Here is a 17,573-nt window from a genome sequence, read left to right on the forward strand (position 1 = left end):
CAACTCCGATCATGCGACCAAGTTGTGTATCCGGTATTAGCATTCGTTTCCGAATGTTATCCCAGTCTTACGGGCAGGTTACCTACGTGTTACTCACCCGTCCGCCGCTAAGCATCAGGAGTGCAAGCACTCCATCAACTCCGCTCGACTTGCATGTATTAGGCACGCCGCCAGCGTTCGTCCTGAGCCAGGATCAAACTCTCCATTTAGGTATTGTTTGACTTGCTCATTACTTTTTTTTGTATCGCTTTACATTAACCGAAGTTAATGTGGCAGTTTCACTCGTTGTTCAGTTTTCAAAGAACAATTTCTCTAACTAATTCTTTTTGTGTCAACCGCGTTTTCTCTCAGCGGCGACTTTTATAATATACCATGACTGCCTACTCAATTGCAAGTACTTTTTTTCTTTTCTTCGACATTTTTTTTCGTTTGTCGATTCAAGTTATTTCCTTGCTTCAAAAGCGGCGTGTATTAATATATCACAGCTCGCAAAATATAGTCAAGCCCTATTTAAAAAAAGATACCCTACGCTTGTAGCAAGCGATTTGGGTATCTTTTGCCGTTCTATTTTATACAGCCAGCGTCATATATCGAAGCTCCAACGCCTCAGTATCTCCGCTTGCTGCCATCACCGCAACTTCACGAATAAGCGAGCGTTTGACCAAACGTTGCAGCAGCAAGGATAAATCGACATGAAGGGTCTTTATTCGCTCATGCTCCTGCAGCTCGCTGATGCTCCATGGCTCCTCCCGGCTCATCATGATGCTAAAGAGCAAGGAACAGCAGTCCTTCATTTTGTTGATTACCGTAAACTCACAAGCGAGCATAACCAGTTGAACGCGCTGCTCCAGCGTTTCAGGGCTGACGGTTAATTCTTCATACAGCTTATACACCCCAGGATGTACCCGGCGCATTTGACGCCACACGGTTAGCTCTGGATGCTGCCCTTCTTCAATTAATACAATGTGCGCCCAGTGATGCAGTGCAGTTAATATATTGCTGTAAGCATCCAGAATATTGCGCTCTTCGTAATCATGCTTTGCCTGCAGGTAACTTCTCAGAAAGCCGGAGAACTCTACAAACCGCTTTTGCTCTCTCATGACGTCCGGAAATTGTATAATGCGCTCACGAATATCGCTTATACGGCTGTCGCGCTCCAACAGTATCTCCCCCCGAACTATCCATTGAATAATACTTTTGTTCTCCCCACTTGCCATCCACTGCTCCAGCTGGCCTACACTCACACTTCGAATCAGCACATGCTGGCCTTCAATGCGTACATGCTCAATACTTTGAACAGCAGTCTGCTCCACAATTGCAAGCAGAAGCAAATCCAATCCTTCAGTCAACGGACTGTAAGCATAAGAGTTCTCGATTGCGATAAGACCAAGCAGCTCTGGCTGTGATTGATGTGTTTGAATGAAATGTTCTTTTATATGTTTCACTTGGGCCTCCGTATAGCTAATCCAATATGATTAAGATATAATAATCTACGGTGTTTGTTATTTCGACAAACCCGAGACAGTTTCCTGCTTACATGGATGGAAAAACCGTCTGATTTTAATAAGAATACCATGGAGAGGATGGACAAAGTGAATAAGTTTTTTTTCAAATCAGCGAAAATAAACGAATTTCGTCTGTGGGGGCTGATTTTCACACTTGTCGGCATGGGTGTTATGATTCTCGGTACAGCCGGAATCGTGCTTTGGGGACAAGCTGGTAAAATCGTTGCCGCAATTTTTATGGTTATTGGGATGATTTCCTTGCTCGTCAGCGTTGCCGTTTATTTCTGGGCAGGCATGATGTCAACCAGTGCAACGATGCTAACATGTCCCGAATGTAATCGCCCGACGAAAATGCTCGGCAAAACGGACCGCTGCATGTTCTGCAAAACGATTTTGACACTCGATCCGGCGCAAGCCACACATGCTCCTTCCGAATAGTACGCTGCTCTTAAAAATAAGTTACATAAGCTTAAAAGGGCGTTGCCGCCAAAGAGGGGCAGCGCCCTTTTTTGGCACTAAAATAGCAGCTGCTCTAGAAGAAGATATCTATAAATCTATATATATGAATAGAAGAAGGCCATCGCGTGTTCAGCGATAGCCTTCTTTTTAATAAAATTTTAGAATTATCATTGCAGTTTACGGTTTTTTATTCAATGCGGTATCAATCGTTTTCCAGATCGCGTTCGTTTGAAAAGTGCGCTGCCAGGTTGCCACTCCAGCTAACCCGTACTTTTTAACCAACGCAACTCTAGCTTTGATCGACAGCTCGTCCTCAATCCAGATGCGTTTCAGTGCTTCCTCTTCCTTATACTCCACATAATGCTGTCCAGCATCCCTATCGAGCACAGGCTTCAGCTTGTATTGCGTAATGATTTCTTTCACTTTATCCATGCCAAGCGCTTTAGAGCTAACCTTGGTTTCGCCATTCTCTTCGGTCTCCGTCCAAATACGGGTATATAGCGGCATGCTCAATATAAGCTTGCTCGCAGGAACACCATCTTCGTCCAATATTCTCTTCAAAGCTTGCTCCGTCCAAGGCAGCGAAGCTACCGAACCCGCAACCGGGCTTGTCGCCCAATGCTCGTCATAAGCCATAACCATCATATAGTCTACCACTTTGCCAAGCGCTTTACGATCTAGAAAAACAGACCACATCTCGCTGTTCGACTTAGGCGTCACATCAATAGATACGACTAGACCCGCTTCATGAAGCAGCGGCGTCAGCTCGCGGACGAACTGGACCAAGTTTTCCTTATCTTTCGTATAAACATTTTCAAAGTCTACATTAATGCCCTGCAAATGATAAAGCTCTGCAAATGCAAGCAGCTGCTGGATCATATGAAAACGCGTCTCTACAGTCGCAAGCGCCGCGCTCGTCCGATCAGGCTCAAACCCGTTGCTGAAAAGCGCCCACACTTGCATCTTCTGCTCTTTGGCCCATTTTACATACACGGGATCAGCTTTGCCTTTAATTGTGCCATCCTCATCCTGAAGCTCAAACCAGGTTGGACTGACGACATTGACGCCTTGCATTTCCGGAATGGTGGCTGGATCTGGCTTGCGTTGATATACAGCCTCCCATGTAAGATTGATTTTGCTGCCCGTAACTTTCCATGCGACAAAATCCGTTTCATTATCGCTAGGCGCAATTTGCTCCATGCTGGCGAGAGCCGTATTATCCTTAGCCATATACCCAGGATGCCCATCCGGTCCCTGCACGAGCAGCCAGCCATCGCTTTCCCCCCAAACTCTGAGCTTGCCCGCGAGTGGAACCTTCTCCACAATCGGCGCCCGAATCGTAGGCTCTGTCCGTATGGCCGCCCCTTTTTCCCGCTTCGCTTCCGCCAGTTGAATAGCCTCACCCGACTGAAGCAAGGTGACAACGCCTGAATCTGCAACATACTCCGTCTGCAGGCCATAAAGCTCCTCAATCGGCGTTATTGGAATATAAACGACATCATCCTGCACCTCAGCTGTAATCGTCAAGTCAAACGGCTTGCGGTTCACGGTCGCTGTCAAGGAATTTGTCTGCAAACGCAGCACCTTATTCGCTGTTGTCAAAATAATCGATCCGCTATCCGCTTCATAGCGTATAGGCTGGTCTGCTCCAAGCACCTGCTGAAGCACAGGAAGCGGCAGCTTCACCTCGTTATTTTCAATAATAGCACCTTGCTTCATTACTTCGCCATGAACAACGATTGGATTTTTCACCCCATAATCGGGATCCATTTGTTTAAAATTAGGAATGTAGCGATCGTATACAAACCAACCCCCACCTGCTGCCAATATAATGATAAAAAAGAGAAGCATATTCCGAGCCCCACTGCTCTTGCGGCGACGAGGAGTTCGGCGAAGCATAGTTTCCAAGCGTATCTCGCTCCTTTATAAAAGACGAAAGCGTGCATATCCGCGGTTGAACGCTTCCCTGCACGCCATCATTTTGTTAGGTTTCATTCATTCTTGATTGTTCGTTCTTATTTCTTAGCTGCCGCACAGGTAGAGCAGGAACCGTAAATTTCCATTCGATGCCCTTGCACGATAAAACCGGTCTCCTGCGATGCGACACGCTCCACCTCAAGCAACGGCGGGTATTCAAAATCAACAATTTGGCCACAGTCATTGCATATGGCATGATAATGCTCCGATGTATCCGCATCAAAGCGGCTGGAGTCATCCCCGTATGTCAATTCCTTAACAAGCCCCGCTTCTACAAATAACCGTAGGTTATTATATATGGTCGCCACGCTCATGCTTGGAAAATTAGGCGACAGTGATTTATAAATTTCATCGGCTGTCGGATGAGTCATCGATTCCATTAAAAAGCTTAAAATGGCATGACGCTGCGGGGTCATACGGACACCATTCATTTTTAATTGCTGCAATGCTGCATTAACGGCTCCCATTCCCCTCACGCCTTTCGTTAGTAGTTAAAGCTATTGTACGTGTTATCAAAATGATTTGTCAATGAATGTGGTTATTGCTCCGCACCGGCATACTGTATGGCAATACTGTTATTAGCATTAATTTGTAAACGGTATTGCCCGTCTCCAACCTTACCCCGTACTGTTTTTTTGCTCACTTCGAGCGGCAAATTCGTCGTAATCGCGCCAAAAGTGACTGATCCATACACCGTGTAGCTGCCATACTGCGGGACAGTCAGCTTAATTTCCCCTACGGAGCTATCGACATCCCAGTCACCCCCGACTACCGAGCTCGCCAGCTCGATGCCGCCATTTAAGGTTGCAGCCTTAACGGAGCCGCTCGCTTCATTAATGTTGATTTTCCCATTTTTCGTATCGGCTTCTATATCTCCTGAAATGCTTGTCATCTTCAAAGCCCCATTGGTCGCTTCTGCAAAAACATTACCTGTAATAGATGCTGCGGTAACAGCCCCATTTAATAAGGTTATACTCGCATCACCCGTTATATGACGAAGCGTAATCGTACCATTATTTGCTTTTGCCTGAATGCTGCCATTTATTCCTTCTGCTAAAATTTCTCCTGTATCGCTGGAGAGCTCCACACCTCCGGGAGCATCGAGGTTTTTAATTTTAATCGGCCCATTATCGGTATGCACGAGTACAGAAAGCTGTCTCATCGGCTGTTCATCCTTCTGCTCCTCCACTTGTTCTGGCGACTGCTCGGGAGTAGGAGTTATTGATGTCGTGTTTGAAGCAGAGACTTGCTCCACGTTATTAGACGAATTAGACGAGCTTGGATCTGGCGTACTGCTCTCCTGTGCAGCTGGATCGTCCGACTCAAGATCGAGATCAGGCTCGGCAATTTCCTCTACTTGAACATTCGGCAAACGCGGCACGGTTACGGTAATATTGATACGCGGTTTGCGCGTTCCATTGTCGCCGTAGCTGCTGCTTTTGGCCTGCAAGGTAATTTTCTCACCACTTGATGACGCCTCAATCTTCGCTTTGTCGGCCATTTTATCAGCCTCAGCTTGATCATCGATATCAACCCATACCTCGGTATCTATACTGATATAATCATTATTCCCGCTTTGAAGCGTCACTGTTCCATTCACATTGTAAATCTGAATAGCTGTCGTCTTTTCTTCCATCGGAACGACCAGCACTTCTTTCTGATAATGAAAGCCTTTTTCCTCGCCGTAATCCTGTGCGCCATTCAGATCGACATATTGATCAATCCAGCGAAAAGGCAAATCTGCATATTGCGTTACCAAGAAACCAAAGCCCGCAATGACAACCGCTGCCATGCTTCCGATAAAATCAAGCCGCAATTGCTTTCGCGTCCGCCGCTGCAATAGGCTGTAGGCAACGAGCTCTCCTCCCAGACATATAAACAGCGCAGGCCACCAATAACGCATGAGCGCAAAAACATTGCTGCTGTGTATTTCATCCCACAACAGCAATCCACCTGCAGCTGCAATAAATAATGCAGCGGTGAAGCTTCCTAGCCGAAACACCGCTGCCAGCCGTTGACGCAAAACTAAGCCTACCGCAAGCAGACCTAGAACAGGGCCTACCGCATAATTCGCCGCTTCGTCAAACCAAGTGAACAGCGTGGTCGGCTGCCTAAGCATCAGCAGCAGCATAAGCAAAATGCCTGCCACCATAATGAGTATGCCATCCCTAAGCTTTAAACCGGGCTGCGTTTCCGTTCGCCGATCCAAACTTTGCAGTGCATCGTAGACGCTAATAAAATAAAATACAGGCAGCGCAAGCCCTAAGTAAACAATAAGCAGTAAATGCTTCGCGCCATCGGCATCCGCCAGACGGACAATGGTCCCGCCATCAAGCAAAATACCAGCGGCTAGCAGCAGCCCTCTCGTATATTCTCCTGTATATAGATGTCCCGCTCCCGGCCATAGAAAGGCCAGCAGCACCGTAAGCAGTCGACTTTTCCTACGTCCCGTTTTCATCCCTTGCTCCTGCAAAACATGTCCTCCGTATGTGCAAGTTTATTGCTTATTATTGTACCATAGATGCCCGCCTGACAAGACTTTTGCTTGAAAATGTAAAAAAAGAGCCGTCCAGCTTGTGGACAGCTCTTACTTGGTTGGCATCAATCAACTTCCATGTTGATTATGCTTATTTAAGCTTGCTGCAGACGCTCCAGCAGCATTTTGTTAACCATTGCCGGATTCGCCTTGCCTTTTGTCTCTTTCATAATTTGGCCGACCAGGAAGCCGATCGCCTTCTCCTTGCCTGCACGGAAATCCTCGACCGATTGCGGGTTCGATTCAATAACTTTATCGACGATGGCAATGATTGCCCCCTCATCGCTAATTTGTACAAGGCCCTGCTCTTCTACGATTTGCTGCGGCAGCTTGCCGGATTCCAGCATTTCCTTAAAGACGGTTTTGGCGATTTTACTGCTGATCGTGCCTTTCTCCAGCAACCCGATCATTTCTCCAAGCCCTTGTCCGGTCATTTTCACATCGGACAGCTCCAGGCTGTTCGAGTTCAAATACCCGAGCAAATCGCCCATAATCCAGTTGGATACAGCTTTCGCATCCTTCGTATAGGATAAGCTTGCTTCGAAAAAGTCTGCCATTTTCTTAGATGCCGTAATAACATCAGCATCATAGGAAGGCAAGCCGTAATCGCTTGTATAGCGGGCTTTACGTGCATCCGGAAGCTCAGGAATCGACGCTTTGACGCGTTCTTTCCACTCTTCGTCGATATAGAGGCGAACCAAGTCAGGATCCGGGAAATAACGATAGTCATGCGACTCTTCCTTGCCGCGCATTGAAATCGTTTTGCCCTGCGCCTCATCCCAGCGGCGAGTTTCTTGAACAACCTTATTGCCGCCGTCCAGCACCTCGGCCTGACGCCATTGCTCATATTCAAGACCACGCTGAACACCGCGGAAGGAGTTCATGTTTTTCAGCTCAGCGCGCGTGCCAAGCTTCTCTTGTCCATAAGGACGAAGGCTGATGTTTGCGTCGCAGCGCAAGCTGCCCTCTTCCATTTTCACATCCGATACTTCGCAGTAAAGCATAATCGCTTTCAGCTTCTCTAAATAAGCTTTCGCTTCCTCAGGTGTACGAATGTCTGGCTCGGAAACAATTTCAACGAGCGGCGTGCCGACACGGTTAAAGTCAACGAGCGAGGCATAACCTCCATCAACGTGAGTCAGCTTGCCTGCATCCTCTTCCAAGTGCAGACGGGTAATGCCAATTCGTTTCGTAACGCCGTTTACTTCAATATCAATCCAGCCGTGCTCGCCGATAGGCTGATCAAATTGGGAAATCTGATAAGCTTTAGGTGAATCGGGATAAAAATAGTTTTTACGGTCAAATTTGCTGACATCAGCAATTGTGCAATTGAGCGCCATCGCCGCCTTCATTGCGTATTCAACCGCCTGCTTGTTCAGCACCGGCAGCACGCCGGGATGACCGAGGCAGACCGGGCAGGTATGCGTATTAGGCGGAGCTCCGAAAGCGGTGGAGCAGCCGCAAAAAATCTTGCTGTTGGTGTGCAGCTCAACGTGCACCTCCAGCCCGACTACCGTTTCATATTGAGTCGCTTCAGACATCGTTAATCCTCCTTAGAATTTTGCTGGGCGAGGTTACTTTGGTGGCATAAAGCATAATGAAAAAGATGCTGCGCTGTGTGAAAAGGTTGACTTTCGATCGCTGTTGCCCCATCTTTTTTTAAAAATATAGGAAAGGATATTATTTTTCCATCCTTTCTCTATATTCCACCCTCGAAACGGTAGCTTTGCCGCCAGAGGACGGCGACAGCCGTTTACGCTTGATCAATCCCGCTCAGCGGTAATAATATGATTGGGCAAAGACGAACGCTTGCGCTTCTACAGTTCAACCTTTTCACTCCGCTTGCCTTTTTCATCTAGCTTCTATGACAGCAAAAAAGTAAATATCGCGTCGCAAGGTTGAATATATTAGAGCTGCGGACGCAGCTTATGGAATTCGGTATTTTGCTCGAAGGCATGGGCCGCGCGCAGAACCGTCGACTCGTCGAAAGCTTTGCCGATAATTTGCAATCCGATTGGCAAGCCTTCCGCTTGGCCGCAAGGAATGCTGATCGCCGGAACGCCTGCAAGGCTGACCGGAATCGTGCAAATATCGTTCAAATACATCGTCAGCGGGTCGCCGACCTGCTCGCCGAGCTTGAACGCTGCTGTTGGGGCAGTTGGTCCAATGACGACATCGTATTTTTCAAATACTTGGTCAAAATCCTGTTTAATGAGCGTGCGCACTTTTTGCGCTTTCAAATAATACGCATCATAGTAGCCGGAGCTAAGCGCATACGTTCCCAGCATAATACGGCGCTTAACTTCTGGACCGAAGCCTTCGCTGCGCGATTTGCGGTACAAATCAATCAGGTTCGCCGGGTTGTCTGCACGGACGCCGTAACGAACGCCGTCGAAACGAGCCAGGTTGGATGAAGCTTCAGAAGACGCAAGCAAATAATAAGCAGCAATGGCATATTCGGTATGCGGCAGCGAAACCTCTTCCCATGTTGCGCCAAGACTCTCATACACTTTCAATGCATTCAAAACCGCTTCCTTAACCTTTGGATCAACGCCTTCTCCCAAATATTCCTTCGGTACCGCAATGCGCAAACCTTTGACATCTCCGGTCAAGGCAGACGAATAGTCAGGAATGCTTACGTTCGCGGAAGTAGAGTCTTTTGCATCATAGCCAGCAATGGCTTGCAGCACAAATGCGGAATCCTCAACATTTTTAGTCAAAGGACCGATCTGGTCAAGCGATGAAGCGAAAGCGACAAGGCCAAAACGGGAAACAAGGCCATACGTTGGTTTAAGACCGACAATGCCGCAATAAGCTGCTGGCTGACGGATCGAACCGCCCGTATCGGAGCCAAGCGAGAAATAGACTTGGCCTGCCGCAACGGAAGCTGCGGAAGCACCGCTGGAGCCGCCCGGCACATATTCCGCATTCCATGGATTGCGAGTCGGATAATAGCTGGAATTTTCATTGGAGCCGCCCATCGCGAACTCATCCATGTTCAGCTTGCCGATCGTGACGGATTGCGCCGATTTCAGCTTGCTGACAACCGTTCCATCATAAATCGGATTGTAGTTGTCAAGAAACTGGCTGGCACATGTTGTGCGCAAGCCTTCGGTAACGATATTATCTTTAATTCCAGCCGGAAGGCCGAAAAGCAAGCCGCGTTCAGCTCCTGCTTGAAGCTGCTTGTCTAGCTCCGCCGCATGCTGGCGGGCTCCCTCTTCATTTAGCGTAAGGAACGCTTGAATGGAAGCTTCTGTTGCTTTAATACGAGCAAAGGATTCATCAACCAGTTCAGTGACGGAAAGCTCCTTTTGGCTCAGCTTGTTATGTACATCCTGAAGACGCAAATCAAACAGTGACAAAACATGTTCCTCCCTTCAATATAAAAGCGCAGCAAGCATTTATGGCTATCGCGCTAGATCATGCGGACTATTCCAATACAGCTGGCACTTTAATTTGGCCGTCTTCTTCATCAGGCGCGTTGAGCAGCACCTTCTCGATCGGCAGCGATTCATACGTTACATCCTCGCGCGTCACATTCGTAATCGGCAGCACATGGCTGGTCGGCTCGACGTTTTCCGTATCAAGCGAGTTCAGCTTTTCTGCATATTTTAAAATCGCATTAAGCTGTTCGGTGAATTTATCCTTCTCCTCGTCAGACAGCTCAAGGCGAGCCAAATTCGCAACATGCTCGACATCTTTAATCGTAATGCTCATGAATGTTCCTCCCCCTTCTTAAGCCTGCAATCATTCTTTCTATTATAGCCTAGAATCACATTTTGACAAAGTGCACAAACGAGGGCTTGCGCGCTTCTGTTCTGCAATGCCCATTAACAGCAGACGACCCTCCCGCACCTGGCGGAAGGGTCATCTCGCAGAAGCTTATTAGATCCACGCTTTCAAATTAACCTGCCTTATAAAATCCTTCTGGCTTTGGCCTTCAGCGGCAGCTGGCTCCGCTTCCGGGGCAGACTCCTCGCCTCTCATTATACGCATAAACAGCTCTTCATTATGAGTAGCCAGCGCAAAGTCGATCAGCGATTCGCGTTCAATGCGGTCAACCTCTTCCTGAAGCAAAACTTCCTCCAGCTCTACATCTTCATCCGGCAGCAAAAAATTGCGATTGGCGGCCGGAACGCGCACCACGTAGTCAAATACGTTGTCTGCATTGCGATCGTAAGCAATTATATAACCATATTCCCCTACGGGAAGATTTTGCTCAAAATGATCAGATATAATAATTACCTTAGCTCCCAAACTAAGCATCGTCTTCACTCCTGTCTATCGGACGCTAACCTATAACTATTATCCTACTAAAAAATAGTAGCGGTGTCCAATAGGGATTGAAAGTGTCCCTTTGCCAGCTGCGAGCCAACAAAAACAGCGAGTGAAGAAGCGTCACTCATTTCGATTCAAATTACGGTGATTACGGTGTTTGCCCTTGTCTGGATAGTCCGTAGAAAAAAAATTCCACGAGCTGCTCCAGGCTCAGCATGTTTCCACCTACTTGATCCGAGGCTTCCCAATGCCGACTGAGCTCATTTTTAAACATTGTAAAATAAAGCATCATCATCTCTTCGCTAATATCAGAATGAATATAGCCCTCCTGCTTGCCCATCGCAACAAAACGCTTAAAAAAAGGCACGACCTTCCGTTCATTATACCGGTCCATTAAACTTACGAATTCAGCTTGCCCAGAAAATGCCGCCTGATGGGAATCTTCGGATAGCAGCTTTAAATTTTTGGCCTCGCATAACATTATTTCTTTCGTCTTCTCAGGGAAAGGAATATCTGAACCCAAAATTCGCTCATATTGTTCCAGCTGCTTATCCATCCAGTCCATAAGCATATCGAAATAGAGCTGCTCTTTGGTTTTAAAATAATTATAAATTGTAGCTGGCGACACTTTTGCCTTTTCTGCAATTTCATTCACGCTAACCTTCTGGAAGCCATAACTAAAAAAAAGTTGGAACGCTGCGCTGTATATTTGCTCAAGTTTTTGCTGTTTCCTTCGTTCGAAGCCGTTCATCTTCTCCACCTCATTATTTAGTTTAGTAGAAGTTTTAGAGTAAATCAATAAAATGAGTATAAATCTATTGAAGATTGTTCTTTTCACAGTTATAATAATTTTGTAGTAATATAATTCAAACACTACATAATTAGGAGGAGCGACATTGAGACCATTAAAAATCCCTTCATTTCTGCATGATGTATTGGGTGAGAAACAGAGCTTAATCGCGATTTTAAGCATTTTGCTGTTCGGAGGTTTGTTGACTGCTGCGTTATATGTAAGTTTTCCTGAGCTTACAGCAGGCTTGCCATTTTGGCGCAGTGTTTTGGCTTTATTGTTGGTTTTCGATATTTTTTCAGGCTGTCTTGCTAATTTCACCGCTTCAACAAGCAATTTTTATGCAAAGCGGAAAATCAATCGAGCTGTATTTATAGCCATCCATGTTCATATTGTGGCAGTTTCGCTGTTGCTGGACACGGCAGTCGTTTATGCTGTCAGCGTTTGGCTCTACACAATCGTAGGCGCATTCATTGTAAATGCTCTAATTGGCAAGCATACACAGCTGTTCGTTGCAGGCCTGCTTTTATCTATAGGGATGGGCGTTATGCCTATGCTGCCACACTTAGAGCCCTATATGCTCATTATTTTTTTGCTATTCATGCTGAAGGTGCTGTTTAGCTTCGCTGTCGACCATTATGGCAAAGCCTTACAGCATTCGGGTAGCTAATCATGAGTCATTCCTACCATGTTGTCAGACTTGCCAAGTCAGATAAGGAATCCTTCCTTTCTGTCATGGGCAGCGCCTTTGCAGAAGACCCATTATTTATCTATATATTTGGTGATCCAAAGCTCGATAATCGAGCAAATAAAAGCATACAGGCCTTCTTGTCTTTTATATTTGATAAAAGCTTCCTTCTAAATGAAGAAATATGGGGTATATACAAAAAAGAAAGCTTGCTTGGCGCATACGTCATTGAGACGCCGCACAAAAGCAAGCTTCAACAAAAAAATGGCGGATTGCTGCTGTTAGGAAGGCTGCTTCCTTTATTCACACGTATATCCCGTAAATCGCTGGGCCAGCTTAATGCCTATATGCGAGTCACCCGCACCGCTGCACCAGCCCTGCCGCATCACTACCTTATTATGATTGGCGTAAAGCCCGATGCTCAAGGTACAGGAATTGGGAAAGCTCTGCTGCTGCATGTATTAGAAACAGCGCTCGCGGACGATTATTCGCATGGCGTAGCTTTGGATACAGAAAACGTCGATAATGTAAATTTATATCGCCGTTTTGCCTTTGCATTAAGCCAGAAATTACAAATCGGTCATTTGCCTGTCTATTGCATGTTTTATCAAAAAGGACAGCGAATCTGAGCGGACATATTAAGCCAGAATCATTGCCATGATAGACTTAATTGCCACCAAATTATTGTCGTTTTCCCCTGCTGAACCAGTTCCATACGGGCTCTACATCGTTATGGTCAAGAACAGCTACACTGTAATCACTCGCATTTCCCATCGTGCGCACACCTAAAGTTACTAAACCTTTTCGCTGCTGCCCCCAGCTGCGTTTCACCTTCATGGCGACAATTTGCGGTCGGCGTACCAGGTAGGTGATTCTTGCCAAATTACGCCGGCGCAGTGTTAATTGGCCGTTTTCCAGTCTTACTCCTGCAGCTTTATGGCAGGCCCGTCTCCATAAGTAAACAATCGGGATAAGGATCAACGACCACAGAGCGGCTGTACCCCAGAATCCGAATGCCGCGCCGCAGAGGAGAAGAGCGACCGCAAGCTCGATGCGCATATAATAAAGCAAGGCCCGCTTAGGGGCGTGTGCGTTTATCTCCATTAGCTTCATCTGGGGCACAAAATGGCTAATCACATGCTCCAGCTCCTTTACTGGCACAAAAGGATGAAGCATGAGCTGTTCGTTTTTGTCAGACGAGACAACTTGAAGCTTAATTTGGGCATAACCTATCATTTGCCGGAAGATGCCCTCCTCAATGAGGACGGATTGTACCTTGTTCGGATCAAATAGATAAGCTTTTTTGTCCAGCATACCGTATGATACCGATATTCGCTTACCTTCACGATGAACGGCGAATCCGCTGTATTTAATAATGTACAAAATAATTGATAGCGCCCAAGCCGCTGCCAATGCGCAAATTGCGGCGACAGCAATGCCGATGATGACATAGCCGGGCACTAAGCTTTTCGATTCCGCATACAGCATTTCAAATATTCGCATAGGAGCAAATTTCTCCAGAAAATCATCAGCAAAAGAATAAATACCCGCAATAAAAGCGAGCGCAAGACCTAAATTCATAGAAGTGGCTGCTGCCAGCAGCAGCTGTCCGATAGTCAGGCGAAAATACGCGCTATCTCCCGATTTAGATGATTGCTTGCCAGAGCTGGAATGATGGTTAAAAGCTTGCCTTGCTCCCGTTTCTAGTTCCGAAAGGCCGTTTGCGCTATAGTTCAAGCCGCCTAACTCGCTATTGGCTGAAACGCCATGGGCACCTTCTATCGGAACTGCGCTAGCTCCATGCTTCGAGGTGTCGACGTCTTTATCCAGCCTGATTATGCGCTTGCTATCGTCTGCCTGATGAGCAGCCCTTTCTACCGTTTCGTGCTGACGGGACAGCAGTTGCTGGCGAAGCTGCTCTGCATCTCGTACAGTGAGCGCTGGCAATATGCCATCTGCTTTTTTTCCTCCACCTGGCGTTTCAATTTTGAGCTCCGCAACACCAAGAATCCTCTGCAGGAATGGCTGCTCCACATTGACCGAGTGTATGCGTGCATAATAAATCGTCTTCTCATCCTTGAATAATACGCCTTTTCGAATGACAATGCGGTCTGCTTCTGGTGTGTAGGTGAAGGTTCGCCATTCTAGAAAGCCAAAAAACAAAGCGAGGACAATCAATCCCACGGCTCCTGCATACCAATACCACTCCAGCCCAAGAAATCCCGATTTTCTAAGCAGCGTAATAATAATAAGCGGCAATAGTCCTTTAACAAACTGGAACAGCGTAAAAATAACAAATACTTTGTGCAGTCTTCGCGGATTATTCATGCTGATCATCCACTTTCGCAAGCTGTCCGATTTTGCGTTTCAACTCCTCGGCTTTCTCCAGCTTGAGCCCTTTAATGCGATGAATCGTGGCTGCCGTTACAACTGCTACGCTCGCCAGCTTAAACTTTCGCATAAGCGGTCCGCTTTCAAGCTCTACATGCTGGACACGAACCATGGGAACGAGCACATTTTTAATAATGATTAGCCCGTATTGCAGCTCAAGCTCTTCCGCAAACAGTTCGTATTGGAATCGACGGTAGCGAAGGCTTGGCACTACCCAAATATCCAACACGCTATAAACCGTAACGACCCCAAGTCCGATCCATAACGGAATAAGCGTCCACTCTTTCGATAGAGCCAATATCCCATAACCAAATACGATTAAGAAACCAATTGCCGCTGCAATTGCCGCCTCAATCCGGATTAATTTTACGTAATCCTTATCGACCCTCTGCGTTAAAGCCCGATTCATTTCTAGTCCCCCTATGGCAATACAATTAGCTGTTCTTTCGTTCGTGTAAGCTGGCGAGGAGCTCCATCTGTAATGACATAGCTGTTCTCTACTCCAACAACTCCCTGGCCGGGAAAAGTAAATTTCGGCTCAACTGCAAGCACCATTCCGGGAGCGAGCGGCAGATCGAAGCCGCGGGCCAGCACAGGCCATTCATCTATTTCAAGGCCAATGCCATGTCCAAGAAACTTTGCTTGATCAAGGCCATAACCCATATAATGCGCAGAAAGCCCCGCAGCGGCCGCTTGATCAAGCGAAGCGATATAAAGCCCTGAGCATGGCGTCCCGGAAACCATCCCTTTTTCCGCTGCGCGCATCATTTCCTCCGACGTTCGGTAAGCATGAGCAAGCTGCTCTGAAAGCTCTCCAATAACCGCAGTACGCGTCTGATCAATAATGTAGCCGTCAATACAGCAGCCCACATCAATAAGTATCGGCTCATTGCGTCCGATGACTTTGCGGCTGACGCTTTGCGGAGAAGCAGCCCCTAAACCAAGACCGCCTGCCGGACCGTCAAAATAAGTAGGTACCGCTGCAGCAGCTCCTGACGTCACCATCCCTGTCGCTACCTCCTGATTGTAGCCGCGCATGCGCATCAAGCCGATATGCCCGCGGAGCCGAAGCTCATATTCCACTCTGGCTATCCAGGCTAGCTCTGTAATGCCCTCTTTCAATACATTCAAAGCTTCGCCTAATGCCTCATCTACAGCCTGCGCCGCAGCTTCTATTCGCTTGATTTCCCAAGGCGATTTAATCATCCTCTGTCCTCTAATAAGGGCAGAACCATCCACTAGTTCGCCTGCCCCAGCCGATTGCAGCAGCTGGTTAAGCTTTATATAGGTTTGTGCTGGAAGTACATCAAGATCCACAGCCACAGCAGCAGAAGCGCCCGCCTTAAACAATTGCGGAAACCGCTCCGCAAGCGTTTGTCCGAATTGGCGGAATGAGCCTAATGGCTCTACAGCAAACAGCGTCTCCAGTCTTGCACGCTCCAGGCTGCGTTTGACGAAAAATACGGGCGCGCCTTCGGCTGGAACAAAAGCGTAACCATTTTGCATCGAGCCTGTGTAATAATACAAATCTATATTTTGTGTGAGCAGCATGCCGTCAATCGCCTTCTTGCCCATCTCCAGCTGAAGCTTGCTTATCCGCTCCTGAACCAAGTCATCCGGTATGTCTCTCGTTATCGTCGTCTTATCCATCGTTGTGCTCAACTCCCGAAATCATTTATCCCTCCCCTTCATTAGAACAATTTTACAAATGGCAGTCAACTGCAAGGCAGCTGCCGCAAGCATTTTTATGATCAACATCTCCTTTATACGGTTAAAAATCAAAAGTCAGCTCGGACACGCTTTTAATCGTCCATTCAATTGGCTCAAGCACTGTGAACATCCTTGGGTTCACAACCTTAATGATCATGACAACACCTGGTCGGCGCAGCGTAGCTTCATAGCTGTATTGCGAATTTACGTATTGATAAGGAAAAATATGCTCACCATTAATGACCTCGAAAACTACAACTTTAACCGGCTCGTGCAGGAAGGAGCTGCCGAGCGGCTTCCCTGCTGCATCAAGCTGCAGGTTGCCTTGCAAATAACGGCTTGCTGCCGCTTCGGCTGCCACTGGATCTATGCGGACGACACCGTCTCCTAATGCAGTTTTATCGACCTGCTGTGCGGCCGCATGAACGGCGCGGTTTAACGCATGCTTGCCCTGGAAAAGCGTCTTCATCGCAATTTCCTCATCTGTCTGCATAACATGCAGCATGAGCCAGATTGTCATCATCAGCACAATGATTGTCAGCTTATACATAGCATAACTCCCTGTCGCCTGTTCACTCATTTAGTCATTAAGCTTTAGAAGCGCCCTAATAAAGCTGTAATTGACGTTTTTCAAGGTACATATTCGCTCATTTTGATGCCTGTAGCGCGAAGCCTGCCATTTTCATGAGGCGGCTCCACGCCGATTAAACGATCCAATTGAAACAGCCCCTCATAGGGATAGCTAAGCAGAACGATCAATCCAGTTCCTCGAAGCAAGGGCATAGCCGAATTGGTTGCCTGCTCCCCATTATCAGCCGCCACCTCAAAAATCAGCGCTTCCGGCTTCATTCCGAACTTCGCCAGACGCTGCCGCGACTGCTCAAGCATCTCTGTACTGATGTAGCCATACTTGCCGCTCGCCCCGATTTCCAGCAAATAATCAACCTCCTGCTGCAGTACAGCCTGGCGTACAATCAGCACATGTTTATAAATAGGCGAGAACATCAGCCAGCATAAAATCGTTGAGAATAGCACAAATACCAAAATGCTCTTCATGGGCTCATCGTCCTTATATAGCTGCTTGTGGCATCACCGGAGCGTTCGAGCTGTTTTTTCATTCCTTGATCCCCTTCTGCAGCTCCAGAGTAAATCATAACAATCGTCACAAGCAGCAAAATGGCTGCCAGCAGGCTCCTCATCGCCTTCCCCCTCTCCTTGCCGCTAACGCTGGCCATA

18 protein-coding genes and 1 rRNA gene are annotated in these 17,573 nt (G+C 47.2%); 3 read left to right on the forward strand and 16 right to left on the reverse strand.

Translation table 11 applies throughout. The features are described from left to right. Together AC50X8_RS21295 and AC50X8_RS21300 are read right to left on the reverse strand one after the other, a co-directional pair. A 16S ribosomal RNA gene (locus AC50X8_RS21295) occupies positions 1-209 on the reverse strand; the annotation flags it as partial. Between the two features lie 360 nt (positions 210-569). Then, a complete protein-coding gene (locus AC50X8_RS21300; RefSeq protein WP_056043992.1) occupies positions 570-1,445 on the reverse strand; it encodes a nucleotidyltransferase-like protein in 876 nt (291 codons plus the stop codon). A 147-nt stretch (positions 1,446-1,592) separates the two neighbouring features. On the opposite strand from AC50X8_RS21300, the gene AC50X8_RS21305 reads away from it, so the two are divergent. After that, positions 1,593-1,943, forward strand: a complete 351-nt coding sequence (locus AC50X8_RS21305) for a YgzB family protein (protein ID WP_231594383.1) — start codon at positions 1,593-1,595, stop codon at positions 1,941-1,943. Between the two features lie 198 nt (positions 1,944-2,141). Here the strand turns inward: AC50X8_RS21305 and AC50X8_RS21310 are convergent, their stop codons facing one another. The 8 genes from AC50X8_RS21310 to AC50X8_RS21345 all read right to left on the reverse strand — a co-directional run bounded on the left by AC50X8_RS21310 (position 2,142) and on the right by AC50X8_RS21345 (position 11,509). Further along, positions 2,142-3,815, reverse strand: coding sequence for a glycosyl hydrolase family 18 protein (locus tag AC50X8_RS21310; protein ID WP_494864301.1), 1,674 nt, complete (start codon positions 3,813-3,815; stop codon positions 2,142-2,144). Between the two features lie 164 nt (positions 3,816-3,979). Further along, a complete protein-coding gene (gene perR / locus AC50X8_RS21315; RefSeq protein ID WP_056043983.1) occupies positions 3,980-4,408 on the reverse strand; it encodes a peroxide-responsive transcriptional repressor PerR in 429 nt (142 codons plus the stop codon). 71 nt (positions 4,409-4,479) lie between these two features. Beyond that, the gene (locus AC50X8_RS21320) at positions 4,480-6,399 is read right to left on the reverse strand and encodes a DUF4097 family beta strand repeat-containing protein (protein WP_494881326.1); all 1,920 of its coding nucleotides are present in this window, start codon (positions 6,397-6,399) and stop codon (positions 4,480-4,482) included. A 173-nt stretch (positions 6,400-6,572) separates the two neighbouring features. Then, the gene (gene gatB, locus AC50X8_RS21325; RefSeq protein ID WP_494864297.1) at positions 6,573-8,018 is read right to left on the reverse strand and encodes an Asp-tRNA(Asn)/Glu-tRNA(Gln) amidotransferase subunit GatB; all 1,446 of its coding nucleotides are present in this window, start codon (positions 8,016-8,018) and stop codon (positions 6,573-6,575) included. 366 nt (positions 8,019-8,384) lie between these two features. Next, entirely contained in the window at positions 8,385-9,842 is a 1,458-nt protein-coding gene (gene gatA, locus AC50X8_RS21330) for an Asp-tRNA(Asn)/Glu-tRNA(Gln) amidotransferase subunit GatA (RefSeq protein WP_494881328.1), read from the reverse strand. A gap of 67 nt (positions 9,843-9,909) precedes the next feature. Continuing rightward, positions 9,910-10,197 (reverse strand): Asp-tRNA(Asn)/Glu-tRNA(Gln) amidotransferase subunit GatC, encoded by a 288-nt coding sequence (gatC, locus tag AC50X8_RS21335; RefSeq protein WP_494881330.1) that lies wholly within the window; start codon positions 10,195-10,197, stop codon positions 9,910-9,912. A gap of 168 nt (positions 10,198-10,365) precedes the next feature. Continuing rightward, complete coding sequence (locus AC50X8_RS21340) at positions 10,366-10,746, reverse strand: ATPase (RefSeq protein ID WP_494881332.1); 381 nt, start codon at positions 10,744-10,746, stop codon at positions 10,366-10,368. A 160-nt stretch (positions 10,747-10,906) separates the two neighbouring features. Beyond that, positions 10,907-11,509: a TetR/AcrR family transcriptional regulator gene (locus AC50X8_RS21345; RefSeq protein ID WP_494881334.1), complete on the reverse strand. Its 603-nt coding sequence runs from the start codon at positions 11,507-11,509 to the stop codon at positions 10,907-10,909. Positions 11,510-11,654: 145 nt separating this feature from the next. Between AC50X8_RS21345 and AC50X8_RS21350 the strand changes: the two genes are divergently transcribed. Then, complete coding sequence (locus AC50X8_RS21350; protein WP_494881336.1) at positions 11,655-12,218, forward strand: hypothetical protein; 564 nt, start codon at positions 11,655-11,657, stop codon at positions 12,216-12,218. Between the two features lie 2 nt (positions 12,219-12,220). Then, complete coding sequence (locus tag AC50X8_RS21355; RefSeq protein WP_056043960.1) at positions 12,221-12,865, forward strand: GNAT family N-acetyltransferase; 645 nt, start codon at positions 12,221-12,223, stop codon at positions 12,863-12,865. Between the two features lie 52 nt (positions 12,866-12,917). On the opposite strand, the gene AC50X8_RS21360 is transcribed toward AC50X8_RS21355, so the two are convergent. The 6 genes from AC50X8_RS21360 to AC50X8_RS21385 all read right to left on the reverse strand — a co-directional run bounded on the left by AC50X8_RS21360 (position 12,918) and on the right by AC50X8_RS21385 (position 17,572). After that, positions 12,918-14,573, reverse strand: coding sequence for a PH domain-containing protein (locus tag AC50X8_RS21360; RefSeq protein ID WP_056043956.1), 1,656 nt, complete (start codon positions 14,571-14,573; stop codon positions 12,918-12,920). After that, complete coding sequence (locus tag AC50X8_RS21365) at positions 14,557-15,036, reverse strand: PH domain-containing protein (RefSeq protein WP_494881339.1); 480 nt, start codon at positions 15,034-15,036, stop codon at positions 14,557-14,559. Before AC50X8_RS21365 ends, AC50X8_RS21360 begins: the two co-directional genes overlap by 17 nt. A gap of 11 nt (positions 15,037-15,047) precedes the next feature. Continuing rightward, positions 15,048-16,277, reverse strand: a complete 1,230-nt coding sequence (locus AC50X8_RS21370) for a M24 family metallopeptidase (protein WP_494881341.1) — start codon at positions 16,275-16,277, stop codon at positions 15,048-15,050. Positions 16,278-16,398: 121 nt separating this feature from the next. Then, positions 16,399-16,887 carry a hypothetical protein gene (locus AC50X8_RS21375; protein ID WP_494864272.1) on the reverse strand — a complete coding sequence of 163 codons (489 nt, stop codon included), beginning with the start codon at positions 16,885-16,887 and terminating at the stop codon, positions 16,399-16,401. Positions 16,888-16,967: 80 nt separating this feature from the next. Next, entirely contained in the window at positions 16,968-17,393 is a 426-nt protein-coding gene (locus AC50X8_RS21380) for a hypothetical protein (protein WP_494864270.1), read from the reverse strand. Further along, complete coding sequence (locus tag AC50X8_RS21385; RefSeq protein WP_494881347.1) at positions 17,390-17,572, reverse strand: hypothetical protein; 183 nt, start codon at positions 17,570-17,572, stop codon at positions 17,390-17,392. The genes AC50X8_RS21380 and AC50X8_RS21385 overlap by 4 nt, the downstream gene beginning before the upstream one ends. Position 17,573 lies beyond the last annotated feature (1 nt).

The sequence above is a fragment of the Paenibacillus sp. JT22N15 genome (genome assembly GCF_059383755.1).

Excerpts from the sequence above, each read along its gene's own strand:
- AC50X8_RS21340 (WP_494881332.1), bottom strand. The coding sequence starts at position 10,746 with ATGCTTAGTTTGGGAGCTAAGGTAATTATTATATCTGATCATTTTGAG.
- AC50X8_RS21385 (WP_494881347.1), bottom strand. The coding sequence starts at position 17,572 with ATGGCCAGCGTTAGCGGCAAGGAGAGGGGGAAGGCGATGAGGAGCCTG.
- AC50X8_RS21370 (WP_494881341.1), bottom strand. The coding sequence starts at position 16,277 with ATGGATAAGACGACGATAACGAGAGACATACCGGATGACTTGGTTCAG.
- gatC (WP_494881330.1), bottom strand. The coding sequence starts at position 10,197 with ATGAGCATTACGATTAAAGATGTCGAGCATGTTGCGAATTTGGCTCGC.
- gatB (WP_494864297.1), bottom strand. The coding sequence starts at position 8,018 with ATGTCTGAAGCGACTCAATATGAAACGGTAGTCGGGCTGGAGGTGCAC.
- AC50X8_RS21380 (WP_494864270.1), bottom strand. The coding sequence starts at position 17,393 with ATGAAGAGCATTTTGGTATTTGTGCTATTCTCAACGATTTTATGCTGG.
- perR (WP_056043983.1), bottom strand. The coding sequence starts at position 4,408 with ATGGGAGCCGTTAATGCAGCATTGCAGCAATTAAAAATGAATGGTGTC.
- AC50X8_RS21365 (WP_494881339.1), bottom strand. The coding sequence starts at position 15,036 with ATGAATCGGGCTTTAACGCAGAGGGTCGATAAGGATTACGTAAAATTA.
- AC50X8_RS21310 (WP_494864301.1), bottom strand. The coding sequence starts at position 3,815 with ATGCTTCTCTTTTTTATCATTATATTGGCAGCAGGTGGGGGTTGGTTT.
- AC50X8_RS21345 (WP_494881334.1), bottom strand. The coding sequence starts at position 11,509 with ATGAACGGCTTCGAACGAAGGAAACAGCAAAAACTTGAGCAAATATAC.
- AC50X8_RS21375 (WP_494864272.1), bottom strand. The coding sequence starts at position 16,887 with ATGTATAAGCTGACAATCATTGTGCTGATGATGACAATCTGGCTCATG.
- AC50X8_RS21360 (WP_056043956.1), bottom strand. The coding sequence starts at position 14,573 with ATGATCAGCATGAATAATCCGCGAAGACTGCACAAAGTATTTGTTATT.
- AC50X8_RS21355 (WP_056043960.1), top strand. The coding sequence starts at position 12,221 with ATGAGTCATTCCTACCATGTTGTCAGACTTGCCAAGTCAGATAAGGAA.
- AC50X8_RS21320 (WP_494881326.1), bottom strand. The coding sequence starts at position 6,399 with ATGAAAACGGGACGTAGGAAAAGTCGACTGCTTACGGTGCTGCTGGCC.